The 13,869-nt window shown below is 55.1% G+C and carries 14 protein-coding genes; 8 read left to right on the top strand and 6 right to left on the bottom strand.

From position 1 onward, the window contains the following. Positions 1-2: 2 nt before the first annotated feature. The 4 genes from frr to rpsB all read right to left on the bottom strand — a co-directional run bounded on the left by frr (position 3) and on the right by rpsB (position 3,303). The gene (frr, locus tag ACA048_RS05735) at positions 3-560 is read right to left on the bottom strand and encodes a ribosome recycling factor (protein ID WP_008028968.1); all 558 of its coding nucleotides are present in this window, start codon (positions 558-560) and stop codon (positions 3-5) included. Further along, entirely contained in the window at positions 557-1,300 is a 744-nt protein-coding gene (pyrH, locus tag ACA048_RS05730; protein ID WP_003172271.1) for a UMP kinase, read from the bottom strand. The genes frr and pyrH overlap by 4 nt, the downstream gene beginning before the upstream one ends. Positions 1,301-1,511: 211 nt before the next feature. Further along, positions 1,512-2,375: a translation elongation factor Ts gene (gene tsf, locus ACA048_RS05725; RefSeq protein ID WP_007949329.1), complete on the bottom strand. Its 864-nt coding sequence runs from the start codon at positions 2,373-2,375 to the stop codon at positions 1,512-1,514. 190 nt (positions 2,376-2,565) lie between these two features. Next, positions 2,566-3,303 (bottom strand): 30S ribosomal protein S2, encoded by a 738-nt coding sequence (gene rpsB / locus ACA048_RS05720; RefSeq protein WP_003219330.1) that lies wholly within the window; start codon positions 3,301-3,303, stop codon positions 2,566-2,568. A 372-nt stretch (positions 3,304-3,675) separates the two neighbouring features. Here rpsB and map point away from each other — a divergent pair, with 372 nt between their 5' ends. From map to ACA048_RS05680, 8 genes are all read left to right on the top strand, one after another. Beyond that, entirely contained in the window at positions 3,676-4,458 is a 783-nt protein-coding gene (gene map, locus ACA048_RS05715; protein WP_140666356.1) for a type I methionyl aminopeptidase, read from the top strand. Between the two features lie 49 nt (positions 4,459-4,507). Further along, on the top strand, positions 4,508-7,210 hold the full coding sequence (locus ACA048_RS05710; protein WP_497628299.1) for a [protein-PII] uridylyltransferase: 2,703 nt from the start codon (positions 4,508-4,510) through the stop codon (positions 7,208-7,210). A gap of 153 nt (positions 7,211-7,363) precedes the next feature. Further along, positions 7,364-8,563: a succinyldiaminopimelate transaminase gene (gene dapC / locus ACA048_RS05705; RefSeq protein WP_497628298.1), complete on the top strand. Its 1,200-nt coding sequence runs from the start codon at positions 7,364-7,366 to the stop codon at positions 8,561-8,563. A 374-nt stretch (positions 8,564-8,937) separates the two neighbouring features. Next, the gene (locus ACA048_RS05700; RefSeq protein WP_497628297.1) at positions 8,938-9,588 is read left to right on the top strand and encodes a zinc metalloprotease; all 651 of its coding nucleotides are present in this window, start codon (positions 8,938-8,940) and stop codon (positions 9,586-9,588) included. Between the two features lie 93 nt (positions 9,589-9,681). Continuing rightward, a complete protein-coding gene (locus ACA048_RS05695) occupies positions 9,682-10,425 on the top strand; it encodes a M12 family metallopeptidase (RefSeq protein ID WP_497628296.1) in 744 nt (247 codons plus the stop codon). Then, the gene (locus ACA048_RS05690) at positions 10,410-10,652 is read left to right on the top strand and encodes a hypothetical protein (protein WP_497628295.1); all 243 of its coding nucleotides are present in this window, start codon (positions 10,410-10,412) and stop codon (positions 10,650-10,652) included. Before ACA048_RS05695 ends, ACA048_RS05690 begins: the two co-directional genes overlap by 16 nt. A 644-nt stretch (positions 10,653-11,296) precedes the next feature. After that, positions 11,297-11,443, top strand: a complete 147-nt coding sequence (locus ACA048_RS05685; protein WP_497628294.1) for a hypothetical protein — start codon at positions 11,297-11,299, stop codon at positions 11,441-11,443. Positions 11,444-12,105: 662 nt separating this feature from the next. Then, positions 12,106-12,432, top strand: coding sequence for a hypothetical protein (locus ACA048_RS05680; protein WP_497628293.1), 327 nt, complete (start codon positions 12,106-12,108; stop codon positions 12,430-12,432). 140 nt (positions 12,433-12,572) lie between these two features. Here ACA048_RS05680 and ACA048_RS05675 read toward each other — a convergent pair whose 3' ends face one another. Then, positions 12,573-13,364, bottom strand: coding sequence for a hypothetical protein (locus tag ACA048_RS05675; RefSeq protein WP_497628292.1), 792 nt, complete (start codon positions 13,362-13,364; stop codon positions 12,573-12,575). Next, positions 13,361-13,786, bottom strand: coding sequence for a cell wall hydrolase (locus ACA048_RS05670; protein ID WP_497628291.1), 426 nt, complete (start codon positions 13,784-13,786; stop codon positions 13,361-13,363). Before ACA048_RS05670 ends, ACA048_RS05675 begins: the two co-directional genes overlap by 4 nt. Positions 13,787-13,869: the final 83 nt, after the last annotated feature.

Genomic DNA, 13,869 nt, shown 5'->3' with positions numbered 1-13,869 from the left:
CCTTATACGGCCATCAGGTCTTTTTCTTTCTGCGCCAAATTCGCGTCGATTTCAGCCACGTACTTTTTGGTCAGATCATCTATTTCGCCAGTAGCGCGACGCTCTTCGTCTTCGCTGATTTCCTTTTCCTTGACCAGATCCTTGAGCTGGCTGTTCGCATCACGACGGATATTGCGAACCGCAACACGGGCATCTTCAGCGACATCGCGAGCCTGCTTGGTGAAGCCCTTACGGGTTTCCTCGGTCAGGGCCGGCATGGAGATCAGCAACAACTCACCCAGGTTGGTCGGGTTCAGGTTCAGACCAGCACTGCCGATGGCTTTGTCGACGGCACCCAGCATGTTGCGTTCAAAGGCGACGACTTGCAGGGTACGGGCGTCTTTGACGGTGATGTTCGCCACCTGCTTGATCGGGGTGTCGGAACCGTAATACGGCACCATCACGCCTTCAAGAATGCTTGGGTGCGCCTGACCGGTACGAATACGGCCGAAGTTGTGCATCAGCGATTCGACGGATTTCTGCATACGCTCTTTAGCGTCTTTCTTGATTTCATTGATCATTGTTGGCCTTCCTCGATCAGGGTCCCTTCAGCGCCGCCATGCACGATATTCAGCAGGGCGCCGGGCTTGTTCATGTTAAAGACGCGCAATGGCATCTTGTGGTCGCGGCACAGGCAAATGGCCGTCAGATCCATCACGCCCAGCTTGCGATCCAGCACTTCATCATAAGTCAGATGATCGAACTTCTCGGCATGCGGGTCTTTGAACGGGTCAGCGGTGTAGACGCCATCGACCTTGGTCGCCTTGAGCACGACATCGGCATCGATTTCGATTGCACGCAAGCAAGCCGCCGAATCCGTGGTGAAGAACGGATTACCGGTACCGGCCGCGAAAATCACGACTTCCTTGGCGTTCAGGTGGCGCATGGCTTTGCGACGATCATAGTGATCGGTCACGCCCACCATGGAAATCGCCGACATCACGATGGCCGAGATATTGGCACGTTCCAGCGCATCGCGCATGGCCAGGGCGTTCATCACAGTGGCCAGCATGCCCATGTGGTCGCCAGTCACCCGATCCATGCCGGCCGCGCTCAGCGCTGCACCGCGAAACAGGTTACCACCACCGATCACCAGACCGACCTGAACACCGATACCGACCAGTTGGCCGACTTCCAGCGCCATGCGATCCAGAACTTTCGGATCGATCCCGAACTCTTCCGAGCCCATCAGGGCCTCGCCGCTAAGCTTGAGTAGAATGCGTTTATAGCGAGCCTGATAACCACTGCCCTGCTGAGCCATTGCGAATCTCTCCTGCGGCGTATTTTAAAAATTCTTTGCGAGCTGTTTACAGCTGCGCTCACTCTAGCTTGGCGCTGCTTCAACGCCATCGGAACATGGCTTTGTAAGCCAGTTCCAAAGGGAAACCAATTAAAAAATTGGCAGCCCATCTGAAAAGAGGCTGCGCGCGTAAGCGGGCAGCCTCTTCAGGGCGACAGTTTAAAAAACCGTCTTACGACTTGGCAGCAGCCAGCTGGGCAGCAACTTCTTCAGCGAAGTTGTCTACTGGCTTCTCGATGCCTTCGCCTACTTTGAAGTAGGTGAAGGAAACGATTTCAGCACCGGCTTTCTTGGCCAGCTCGCCGACCTTGATTTCAGGGTTCTTGACGAACGCCTGCTCAACCAGGCTGGCTTCGGCCAGGAACTTGCTGATACGGCCTTTGACCATGTTTTCAACGATGTTTTCTGGCTTGCCTTTGATTTTTTCTTCGTTCAGCTGCAGGAACACAGCTTTTTCACGCTCGATCGCTTCGGCAGAAACTTCCGAAGGCAGCAGGAACTCCGGGTTGCTGGCCGCTACGTGCATAGCGATGTCTTTGGCCAGTTCAACGTTGCCGCCTTTCAGGACAACTGCAACACCGATCTTGTTGCCGTGCAGGTAACCACCAACAACATCACCTTCAACGCGTACCAGGCGACGGATGTTGACGTTTTCGCCAACTTTGCCAACCAGTACCAGGCGATCAGCCTCTTGAGCGGCGATCAGCGGAGCGACGTCAGTCAGTTTGTCGGCGAACGCTTTTTCAACGCTAGCAGCAACAAATGCCTTGAAGTCGTCCTGCAGGGCCAGGAAGTCAGTCTGCGAGTTTACTTCCAGCAGAACAGCAGATTTGCCGTCTTCTTTCAGAGCGATAGCGCCTTCAGCAGCCACGTTGCCTGCTTTCTTGGCAGCCTTGATTGCGCCGGAAGCACGCATATCATCAATGGCTTTTTCGATGTCGCCGTCAGCCTTTTCCAGGGCTTTCTTGCAATCCATCATGCCTTCGCCGGTACGCTCACGCAGTTCTTTAACCAACGCTGCAGTAATTGCTGCCATTTCAAAATCCTCTTGGATAGGTTTTCAACCATTCCACCCGATCGAACGGGCGATCAATTCTTCCCGAACCACCGTTGTAAGCCGCTGCACGTTACAGCTCTGCAAGTGCGGGGCCGACAAACGGTTTTCGAGGTGGCAAAAAGGGGGCCAAGCCCCCTTTTTGCTTACTGAGTCAACGCCAAGGCGTCAATTACTCAGCCGCTGCTACCGGAGCTTCTTCAACGAACTGCTCGGTGCCGCCAGCAACGTGGTTGCGACCGCGAATTACAGCGTCAGCCATCGAACCCATGTACAGCTGGATAGCGCGGATTGCGTCATCGTTGCCTGGGATGATGTAGTCAACGCCTTCCGGGCTGCTGTTGGTATCGACCACGCCGATAACCGGGATGCCCAGCTTGTTGGCTTCGGTGATCGCGATGCGCTCGTGATCAACGTCGATAACGAACAGAGCGTCTGGCAGACCGCCCATGTCCTTGATACCACCCAGGGAACGGTCCAGTTTTTCCAGATCGCGAGTGCGCATCAGCGCCTCTTTCTTGGTCAGCTTGGCGAACGTACCGTCTTCGGCTTGCACTTCAAGGTCACGCAGACGCTTGATGGAAGCACGGATGGTTTTGAAGTTGGTCAGCATGCCGCCCAACCAGCGGTGATCGACGTACGGCGAACCGCAACGTGCTGCTTCTTCAGCAACGATCTTGCCAGCGGAACGCTTGGTGCCGACGAACAGAATCTTGTTTTTGCCCTGGGCCAGACGCTCTACGAAAGTCAGAGCTTCGTTGAACATTGGCAGGGTTTTTTCAAGGTTGATGATGTGGATCTTGTTACGCGCGCCGAAAATGTACTTACCCATTTTCGGGTTCCAGTAACGGGTTTGGTGACCGAAGTGCACACCGGCCTTCAGCATATCGCGCATGTTGACTTGGGACATGATAGTTCCTTAATAAGTCGGGTTTGGCCTCCACGTATCCCAATGACCAACCAGCAGCATCAGCTGAAGGCACCCAGGTCATCGTGTCGACACGTGTGTGGATTTAAGCCTTTCGGGGTATCCCCGGAAAGCGGCGCATTTTATACCACAAGGCTGAAAAAAACGGAACCCGGATTCTCAAATCCTGACGCGAGCCCTTAATTGCCCCCTGGAATCGTTCAAGAATGCGCCTATCTATAGAGAGATGCGACGCACAGAGGCTCAGATTTGCGCTGATCGTCTGATAGAATCAGGTTTTTCAGGGCCGCAAAGATCGATCGCACACTGCCCATTTCGTTTTAACAAGCGCCATCGAGCGCAGAGAGAGCCTGTATGACCGTCACCCTCAAAACCCCAGAGGACATCGCAAAAATGCGCATCGCCGGCAAACTGGCTGCCGATGTGCTGGAAATGATTGCCGAACATGTCAAACCGGGCATCACCACCGAAGAACTGGACCGCATCTGCCACGACTACATCGTCAATGAGCAGAAAGCCATTCCCGCCCCGCTCAACTATAAAGGCTACCCGAAGTCGATCTGCACCTCGATCAACCACGTGGTCTGCCACGGTATTCCGAACGAGAAGCCGTTGAAGGATGGCGACACCCTGAACATCGACGTCACCGTCATCAAAGACGGTTACCACGGCGACACCAGCCGCATGTTCCACGTCGGCACCGTGCCGGTCTGGGCCGAGCGCCTGTCGCAAGTGACCCAGGAATGCATGTACAAGGCGATTGAAATCGTCAAACCCGGCTGCCGCCTCGGCGACATCGGCGAAATCATCCAGAAGCACGCGGAAAAAAACGGCTTCTCGGTGGTTCGCGAGTTCTGCGGTCACGGCATCGGCAAGGTGTTCCACGAAGAGCCGCAGATCCTGCATTACGGCCGCGCCGGCACCGGCATGGAACTGAAAGCAGGCATGACTTTCACCATCGAGCCGATGATCAACCAGGGCAAGGCCGACACCAAGGTGTTGGGCGATGGCTGGACCGCAATCACCAAGGACCGCAAGCTGTCGGCCCAGTGGGAGCACACCCTGCTGGTCACCGACACCGGGTACGAGATCTTCACCCTGCGCGCCGACGACACCATCGCGCGCGTCTCGGCCTGAGCCGAGCCGCACCGCTCTCAGCGTTATAGACAGACAGGAAAGCCAATCGATGCCGCAGGTGGATCCCGAACTCTTCGACCGCGGCCAGTTCCAGGCTGAACTGGCCCTGAAGGCAAGCCCGATCGCGGCCTTCAAGAAGGCGATCCGCCAGGCCCGCGAGGTGCTCGACGGGCGCTTTCGCAGCGGCCGCGACATTCGCCGGTTAATCGAGGATCGCGCCTGGTTCGTCGATAACATCCTGCAAAAGGCCTGGGAGCAGTTCAACTGGAGTGAAGACGCCGACATCGCGCTGGTCGCGGTCGGCGGCTACGGTCGCGGTGAGTTGCACCCGTATTCCGACATCGACTTGCTGATCCTCCTGGACAGCGCCGACCACGAAGTTTTCCGCGATTCCATCGAGCGTTTTCTGACGTTGCTATGGGACATCGGCCTGGAGGTGGGTCAGAGCGTTCGCTCGGTGGACGAATGCGCCGTTGAGGCCCGCGCCGACCTGACGGTTGTTACCAACCTGATGGAAAGCCGCACCATCTGCGGCCCTGAACGCTTGCGCCAGCGCATGCTGGACGTCACCAGCACCGCGCACATGTGGCCGAGCAAGGACTTCTTCCTGGCCAAGCGCGCCGAGCAGAAGGCCCGTCACCACAAATACAACGACACCGAATACAACCTGGAACCCAACGTCAAAGGCTCGCCCGGCGGCCTGCGGGATATCCAGACGATTCTGTGGGTGGCCCGTCGCGAATACGGCACCCTGAACCTGCGCGCATTGGCTGGCGAAGGTTTTCTGGTCGAGAGCGAAAACGCCCTGTTGGCCTCGTCCCAGGAATTTCTGTGGAAAGTCCGTTACGCGCTGCACATGCTCGCCGGTCGCGCCGAGGATCGCTTGCTGTTCGATCACCAGCGCTCGATTGCCGGGCTGCTGGGGTTCGTCGGCGATGACGCCAAGCAAGCCATCGAAAACTTCATGCAGCAGTACTACCGGGTGGTGATGAGCATTGCCCAGCTCAGCGACCTGATCATCCAGCACTTCGAAGAAGTCATCCTCGCCCCGGAAGATGAAGCGCCGCCGCAGCCGATCAACTCGCGTTTCCAGTTGCACGACGGCTACATCGAGGCACGTAACGACAACGTATTCCGTCGCACGCCGTTCGCCATGCTCGAAATCTTCGTGCTAATGGCCCAGCAGCCGGAAATCAAAGGCGTGCGCGCCGACACCATCCGTCTGCTGCGAGAAAATCGGCACCTGATCGATGACGACTTCCGTAACGACATTCGTAACACCAGCCTGTTTATCGAGCTGTTCAAGTGCAAGATCGGCATCCACCGCAACCTGCGCCGGATGAACCGTTACGGCATTCTCGGGCGTTACTTGCCAGAGTTCGGTTTCATCGTCGGCCAAATGCAACACGATCTGTTCCACATCTATACGGTCGACGCTCACACCCTGAACCTGATCAAACACCTGCGCAAATTGCAGTACACACAAGCGTCAGAAAAATTCGCGCTGGCCAGCAAGCTCATGGGCAAACTGCCCAAACCCGAGCTAATTTACCTGGCCGGTCTGTACCACGACATCGGCAAGGGCCGGCTGGGCGACCACTCGGAAATCGGCGCAGTGGATGCCGAAGCTTTTTGCCAGCGCCATCAGTTACCGGTTTGGGACAGCCGCCTGATCGTCTGGTTGGTGCAAAATCACCTGGTGATGTCGACCACGGCCCAGCGCAAGGACTTGTCCGATCCGCAGGTGATCCACGATTTCGCCCAGGCCGTCGTCGACGAAACCCGTCTCGACTACCTGTACGTGCTGACGGTCGCCGACATCAACGCCACGAACCCGACCCTGTGGAACTCCTGGCGCGCCAGCCTGTTGCGCCAGCTCTACACCGAGACCAAGCGCGCCTTGCGTCGCGGCCTGGAAAACCCGGTCGATCGCGAAGAGCAGATCCGCCAGACCCAGAGCGCGGCGCTGGACATCCTCGTCCGCGGCGGCACCGACCCGGACGATATCGAGCAATTGTGGGCGCAATTGGGCGATGACTATTTTCTGCGCCATACCGCCGGCGACGTGGCCTGGCACAGTGACGCGATTCTCCAGCAGCCGGCCGACGGCGGGCCATTGGTGCTGATCAAGGAAACCACCCAGCGCGAGTTCGAGGGCGGCACGCAGATCTTTATTTATGCGCCGGACCAGCACGATTTCTTCGCCGTGACCGTGGCCGCGATGGACCAACTCAACCTGAACATTCACGACGCCCGGGTAATCACCTCCAGTAGCCAGTTCACCCTCGACACCTACATCGTGCTCGACACTGACGGCGACTCGATTGGCGACAACCCGGCGCGGGTCAAACAGATTCGCGACGGCCTGACCGAAGCCCTGCGCAACCCGGCTGACTACCCGACCATCATCCAGCGCCGTGTGCCACGCCAGCTCAAGCATTTCGCCTTTGCGCCACAAGTGACGATCCACAACGACGCCCAGCGCCCGGTGACCGTGCTGGAACTCACAGCTCCCGACCGTCCGGGCCTGTTGGCGCGCATTGGCACGATTTTCCTGGAATTCGACCTGTCGCTGCAAAACGCCAAGATCGCCACGCTGGGCGAGCGAGTGGAGGACGTGTTCTTCATTACCGACGCCAACAACCAGCAGTTGTCCGACCCGCTGCTGTGCAGCCGCTTGCAGGATGCAATCGTTGAGCAGCTGAGCGTCAGCCACGAGCCCGATATCAAACTGTCACGACTCAGTATCTGAACTAACAAATATCCCCCTGTGGGAAAGCGCTTATGTAGGAGCCGGGCTTGCCCGCGATAGCATCACCTCGGTACGCCTGACAGACCGAGGCGCCTGCATCGCGGGCAAGCCTGGCTCCCACAAAAGCTGGCTCCCACATTGAACGAGGCCCCCATGAACAACGCTCTGAACCAGTTGCAGCCTTACCCGTTCGAGAAGCTCCGCGCCCTGCTCGGTAGCGTCACGCCAAACCCGGACAAACGCCCTATCGCGCTGTCCATCGGCGAGCCAAAGCACCGCTCGCCGACCTTCGTGGCCGAAGCGCTGGCCAGCAATCTGGATCAGATGGCCGTGTACCCGACCACCCTCGGCATCCCGGCTCTGCGTGAAACCATCGCCGCCTGGTGTGAACGCCGTTTCAGCGTCCCAAGCGGCTGGCTCGACCCGGCGCGCAATGTGCTGCCGGTCAACGGCACTCGCGAAGCGTTGTTCGCCTTTACCCAGACCGTGGTCAACCGTGGCGAAGACGCCTTGGTCGTCAGCCCGAACCCGTTCTATCAGATCTACGAAGGCGCGGCATTTCTCGCCGGAGCCAAACCGCACTACCTGCCCTGCCTGGATGAAAACGGCTTCAACCCGGACTTCGACGCCGTTTCGCCGGACATCTGGAAGCGTTGCCAGATCCTGTTCCTGTGCTCGCCAGGCAATCCGACCGGCGCACTGATCCCGGTTGAGACCCTGAAGAAGTTGATCGCCCTGGCCGACGAATACGACTTCGTGATCGCCGCCGACGAGTGCTACAGCGAACTGTACTTCGACGAGCAAACCCCGCCGGCCGGCCTGCTCAGCGCCTGCGTGGAGCTGGGTCGCAAGGACTTCAAGCGTTGCGTGGTGTTTCACAGCTTGTCCAAGCGCTCCAACTTGCCCGGCCTGCGCTCGGGTTTCGTGGCTGGCGACGCCGATATTCTCAAAGGCTTCCTGCTGTACCGCACCTACCACGGTTGCGCGATGCCGGTTCAGACCCAACTGGCCAGCGTTGCCGCGTGGAATGACGAAGTGCATGTGCGCGCCAACCGTGTGCTGTACCGCGAGAAGTACGATGCCGTGCTGGAAATCCTCGGCCCGGTGATGGACGTGCAGCGACCGGATGGCGGTTTTTACTTGTGGCCCGATGTTGACGGCGATGATGAAGCGTTCTGTCGAGATCTGTTTGCCGAGGAGCATGTGACCGTGGTCCCAGGTTCTTACCTGTCCCGAGAGGTGGATGGCGTCAACCCGGGTGCCGGTCGGGTGCGGATGGCGCTGGTCGCGCCACTGGCGGAATGCGTGGAAGCCGCCGAACGTATTCGCGCGTTTATTACCCGCAAGCAGTAATACAAGTTGCCGTGCCAGTCAATCTGGCACGGCAACTTTTATTATCAGACCCTGCTTCAATAAAACCAACCCTACTCCATTATAAGACACCGAAGTTCTTATAAAGCCATACTGCTTGCCGAGCGCAATGCCTGGCAACTCTAACAACACCAAGTAACACATCCCGCAAGCTCCCCACTTTACCAAACCCAGCATTAACACTAAATTCTACTTCCGCAGAAAAACCTGCCCACCCCACTAATAAAACAAGGAAGTTAAATCATGTATTTCACAGCACCTTTTTCTATAACAGCATCCAAAGAATTCGAAGCGCCCTGCAACTTTGCAATTACAGCGCACCCCCCTGCTCAGTTTTCCCCAGGAGTAACAGAGTAATGTGGGCCAAGAAAAACCCTTCCAAATTCTGGACTCCCGGCCGCACTCTTCGCATCGCCTTTCTCAATGGCACCGAAGAATTCAAGGCCGCGACCATCTCAGCAGCCAACAATTGGCTGCCGCACATCAATTTAAAATTCGAATTCGTCAAAGGTGAGGAAGGCGACATCCGCATACTCAGCCAGGAAGGAATGTTCTCGTCTAACGTCGGCACAGACGCGCTGTTATCTACAGATGAGCCGACAATGACGCTCTGGCCACACCCACCCACCCACGCCCGTTATTTTGCAGCCAATGTAATGCATGAATTCGGCCATATGCTGGGGGCAGAACATGAGCAGACCAATCCGACAGCACATATCCCTTGGAACACGTCAGCCATTTATGCAAAACATGGAATAACCGATAACCCTGAAGAAGACGATTACCAAGCCAGCACGACGCGAAAAAGACTGCACCAATGGTACCTGGATCGCGCAGACCCCGACGCAAGCATTTATTCAGAGTACGACCGAAAGTCGATCATGCACTACGTCATCCACCAATCCTGGACCGACGGCGACTTCCAGATTTTTCTCAACTTTGATCTCAGCGAAAAAGACAAGGCCTTCATGGCGAAGGCTTATCCCTACCCGGCGGAAAACGAATAACCTTCCACTAAAGGAGAGTTGTTTGATTTACCCAAGATCCGCTTCGCTGGACAACGAGCAAACCAGACGACTTTAAATTTAATGCGAACCAAAATGAAAAACGCAAAACCCTGTTCTATAATTTCTCCAAAAGATCGACTAGCATCCTACAAAGCAGCCATTACAGAAAATCCGAACAACGCCTCAAACGACGAATTATCCATATTAGGCACTGGCGACTACCAAAAATTGTGGAAACCTGGTCGCGAACTGAAAATTCGCTTTCTTGAAGATGTTTCATCAAGCTTCTTACAAAACTTTTCCAAGGCAATTACCCACTGGATAAAACATGTAAATCTAACATTCTCAATAGTATCCAAGGGCGACGCAGACATCCGAATCACAACTGTCAGCGAAGACAACAAATCATTGATAGGTACCGACGCCCTGACTTTTAATCAAAACGAAGCGACGATGTACCTTGAAACAACCCCAAGTGACGAATACTTTGAATCGACCGTGATCCATGAAATGGGACATGCACTTGGCTACCTGCACGAGCACTTGCACCGCGACGCAACCATCCCTTGGAACCGAGAAAAAGTTTACGAACATTATTTCGAGAATTACGGATGGGACAAACAGCGCGTAGATGAATACGTGTTGACGCCCTATTCGGGCACGATATTCGACACCGAATACGATAAACACTCCATCATGCACTACGAGGTTGATAAAGAGCTGACCGACGGTGTGTGGGAAGTCGGCAAAAATACCGTACTGAGTGAGCTGGATATAAAAATGGCGAAACGCTCTTATCCGGAAGATCCGAATGATGTGCCTTGGAAGAATCTCTAAACGGCTTCTGGAAAATCGGGAGGCCGCTATTTGACCTGCCCCAGATTCAACTCAGTCAAATCCGGCTCACTTCACATCTCCCGCAGCACGTCACCGCTGATCTGCTGCTGACGGTTCAGGCTGTTAAACCTCCAAAGCGCTGCGCCCGCAGCGCTTTCAAGCGTATTCCGCTGCAGCCAATCGGCAGCGGCTCCCAGGCGATCGACAGCATTGAAATGCCATATTAGCCACTTAGACTGCGGGGGGCATTGCACCAATGTCGCATCGCCCGAGACACCGCAACCCTTGTGTGAGCGAGCCTGCTCGCGATTGCGATGCCACATGCACCCTCAATGTTGACTGCCCCGCCGCTATCGCAAGCAAGCTCGCTCCCACAGCTTTTGCGCTTCCATGGCATAATCCGTCACCATTTTTTTCCAGCACCTGCAAAGGGGGCAATTCCTTGACCGTTTCAAGCAAAACGTTGCACCTTTTCGGCATCAAAGCCTGGGATGCCGCATAGAAAACGCCAAAGGCCTTTATAATCAAGGCGTTGAGTCAAAAAACAACCACGAAAACCGGTGTCTTTTACAACTCTTTGAAACCCAATAAACATTGGTTCAAACGGTTGCGTTTTGGGGAAGAACTCGCTGCTACAAATCCCGCCGCCGGCGTCCTGCCGACCTCACCCTTACCACCTTAAAACTTCTGTTGAAATCCGATTCGTCTTCTGGCATTTTCGCGGCTGTCCAGTTGGGTTGCTGCCGCCACCCCTCGCTGGAGGTTGCCTGTATGGGCCGTAAACAGGGAATAGGCAGCATGAAGTCTGAGCCCTCCCCGCCAGCTGCTGTATGAGACTGGGAGAAAAAGCGAGGGAGGATTACCTATGGGTATGTCTAAACAAGCTAGTTCAGCAGTTTTGCACAAGCGCATTCGTGCGTTCGGTAGCATGGCCATCGGCTTCGGCTTGATGGGCATTGATCCAGTGTCCGCTGTTGCACTGGCTCTTGGGGCTACTGTCGTCTTGGCGATGTTGTAAGGCTAGGGAGGCCATGTACACGGGCGTGGCCACCCAAACCTAAACTCCAGGCGTCCTGCCGATCATTGCAAAATCCAACACACCAATAATGCAGCAGTACTATCGGGACTGGCCTACAGGTCACGTATTTCAAAGGTATGCACTGGCAACTGTCTAAAACCCTAACCCGACATAGGCGCCTTTCGGGCCAATGAAACCGAGCAAGGTCGAGGTAGTTTTAGACGGCATTTCCCCCCTTCACGGCGTTTCCGCTGATAGAACATAATCCCCTACCGCAGTAGTGAATCACCGATCTAACGCTGGTATTCTCGCCGCCACGTTTGCCAGGCATTAAGGGATGCAGGCGAAAATAGAAGCCCCGGGGCCGCGAACCTTCGGGGCTTTGCATTTCAGGCCCCCGCTCATGAAAGGCGCGACATTTAATTATGACGGCAACTCGGGCGAATGCGGGGTTTCAGCCTTCTACCGAGTGCCGTCAAACCCTTCTAAATCCCCGAATCCGCCCAACCTCGCCCGAACAATTGGCCCAAGAATTGGCCCAGCCCTCTCCGGCGTTCTGCCGATCGCACAAAATCCCCTTCCTTACAGTTCGTCGAATCAACCTCGCCCTCTAGCCTTATCTCGAATACTGTATATAAAAACAGTACAGAGAAGACCCACCAGTGGACCCCTACGAAATCGAAGACACCAGTGAATGGCTCGGCAGTCCGACCAGGCTGGAAACCGTAAAACATTACGCAAGCATGCTTGAGGAAGACATCCAAGAGCTGAAGCGACAACTCCGCGCGGCGCAGGAGAATATTTCCGGATTGGTGGAAATGAATGACCTGCTGTCGGCTGACCTCCAAAAGAAACGGGCATGGATGGCAAACCTTGAAGCAGAAACCAGCGATCAGCTTTCCCAGATCCAAAGCCTGACGCTGGTCCTCGATCAAAAAAACAGGATCATTCGTGAACTGCAAGCTGGCACGAAGAAGACCGCTATCTAATCTGACGCTCTAGCTGGCTAGATAGTGGTTAGACCCGTCCACGCCCAAGGAGCGCGCCGAGCAGATGGTGATGCACCAAGGCTAGACGACCGAGGCGTTCAAGGCGGACCGATCCATAGGTAATGTTTCCAACTGCATAACTATCGACTCACTACATCATGTGTCGATTCGAGATTTCTTTTATGCAACGATCTGCCACCAATTAAGCCGACCTTTACAAATATTTCTGGGGCGTCGTGACTAATCAATAGTTGAGATATCTGCTCTTGATATCGATCAATGTGAGCAAGAGTAAAATCATCAAATTTAACAATGACAAAAATAAGACCTTCAGCATGCTGACTACAAATCTGCCGATACGCGACATTTAGCGTGTCAGTAAATTTATTGAGAAAACCAACTGACAAATCCTTGTATATAGAAGTATCGAATGCCTCCGCGTTACAAATTCTGTCAATCTCTTCTTTGGACACACTGATCGTCTTCACCTCACAGTACCTGCGACCTTCTCCGCAGCAATACCCAATATCTGGCTTTCTGCTCCCGTCTTCTCTAAGAATATTGATATTATTGAAGCCTTTGCGAGCGAGAAACTGGTAAGCAAAAGCCTCATTCAATTGATTGAAGAATCCTTGTTTCAACTGCCCATCGCGATGATCTAAAAAGTGCTCTATTGATTTATCAGAAATTATCCCCCAAGAGTTTGTATCTAAATAAGATAACGCTCGGTCGTACGCCCTGTAGACCGCGCGAGCCTGCGATGAATAGCTAAGTGTATTTCTTAGACCATCAAAGAACGTGTCATCTGGATGTGCCAGCTTTGCAGCGTTGATTAATTCTCGCATCCGACGCATCGCAGTACCTGACCTATATTCGTGATCATATAAAGCCCCGCGACTTTTGAATTTCTTCGCTGACTCCGCATAGATCATGGCACATCTTTAAAGAAGACGTGATGCCCGAGCCTCAGCGTCTCATTGGCTTCCCTCACCCAAGTCGGCGCCTTCTTCATGGTGGTCGCGTAATAGTGCGTGGCGCCAACGGTAGGATCCGGCACCTTGCCGTCGATCACCTGGTCAGCGGCGATCCGTGCCTGAGCCAGTTCGCGGAACGGAATCGACTTCGCTCCACTCAAGTAGGCGAAGTTTGGGTCGTTCTTGTTCCAGCAGCTGAACTGGTACGGCTTCTGGCAGACACCGGCATAGCCCTCGCCCCACCACGACTTGTCCTTGCCATCGTTCACACGGTTGCGAATGGTCCAGGCCACGGCGATCTGGCCGGCCACGCTCTCACCACGGGCCTCCCCCCACAGCGTTCGCGCGAGGATGTCGCGGTCTTTGTCAGTTGCTTTCATTGCTTTACTCCGTGCGTAAAAAAGCCCGCACTGGGCGGGCCATAAAAATCAGGGGCGAAAAAAAACCGCTCATGGCGGCACGC

Source organism: Pseudomonas sp. LBUM1659 (assembly GCF_059716045.1).
The sequence above is the reverse complement of the archived record's forward strand: the minus strand, read 5'-3'. Positions and strand labels throughout refer to the sequence as shown.

Bases quoted from the DNA above. Each gene is read 5' to 3' on its own strand.
- frr (WP_008028968.1), bottom strand. From the start codon at position 560: ATGATCAATGAAATCAAGAAAGACGCTAAAGAGCGTATGCAGAAATCC.
- pyrH (WP_003172271.1), bottom strand. From the start codon at position 1,300: ATGGCTCAGCAGGGCAGTGGTTATCAGGCTCGCTATAAACGCATTCTA.
- tsf (WP_007949329.1), bottom strand. From the start codon at position 2,375: ATGGCAGCAATTACTGCAGCGTTGGTTAAAGAACTGCGTGAGCGTACC.
- rpsB (WP_003219330.1), bottom strand. From the start codon at position 3,303: ATGTCCCAAGTCAACATGCGCGATATGCTGAAGGCCGGTGTGCACTTC.
- map (WP_140666356.1), top strand. From the start codon at position 3,676: ATGACCGTCACCCTCAAAACCCCAGAGGACATCGCAAAAATGCGCATC.
- ACA048_RS05710 (WP_497628299.1), top strand. From the start codon at position 4,508: ATGCCGCAGGTGGATCCCGAACTCTTCGACCGCGGCCAGTTCCAGGCT.
- dapC (WP_497628298.1), top strand. From the start codon at position 7,364: ATGAACAACGCTCTGAACCAGTTGCAGCCTTACCCGTTCGAGAAGCTC.
- ACA048_RS05700 (WP_497628297.1), top strand. From the start codon at position 8,938: ATGTGGGCCAAGAAAAACCCTTCCAAATTCTGGACTCCCGGCCGCACT.
- ACA048_RS05695 (WP_497628296.1), top strand. From the start codon at position 9,682: ATGAAAAACGCAAAACCCTGTTCTATAATTTCTCCAAAAGATCGACTA.
- ACA048_RS05685 (WP_497628294.1), top strand. From the start codon at position 11,297: ATGTCTAAACAAGCTAGTTCAGCAGTTTTGCACAAGCGCATTCGTGCG.
- ACA048_RS05675 (WP_497628292.1), bottom strand. From the start codon at position 13,364: ATGATCTATGCGGAGTCAGCGAAGAAATTCAAAAGTCGCGGGGCTTTA.
- ACA048_RS05670 (WP_497628291.1), bottom strand. From the start codon at position 13,786: ATGAAAGCAACTGACAAAGACCGCGACATCCTCGCGCGAACGCTGTGG.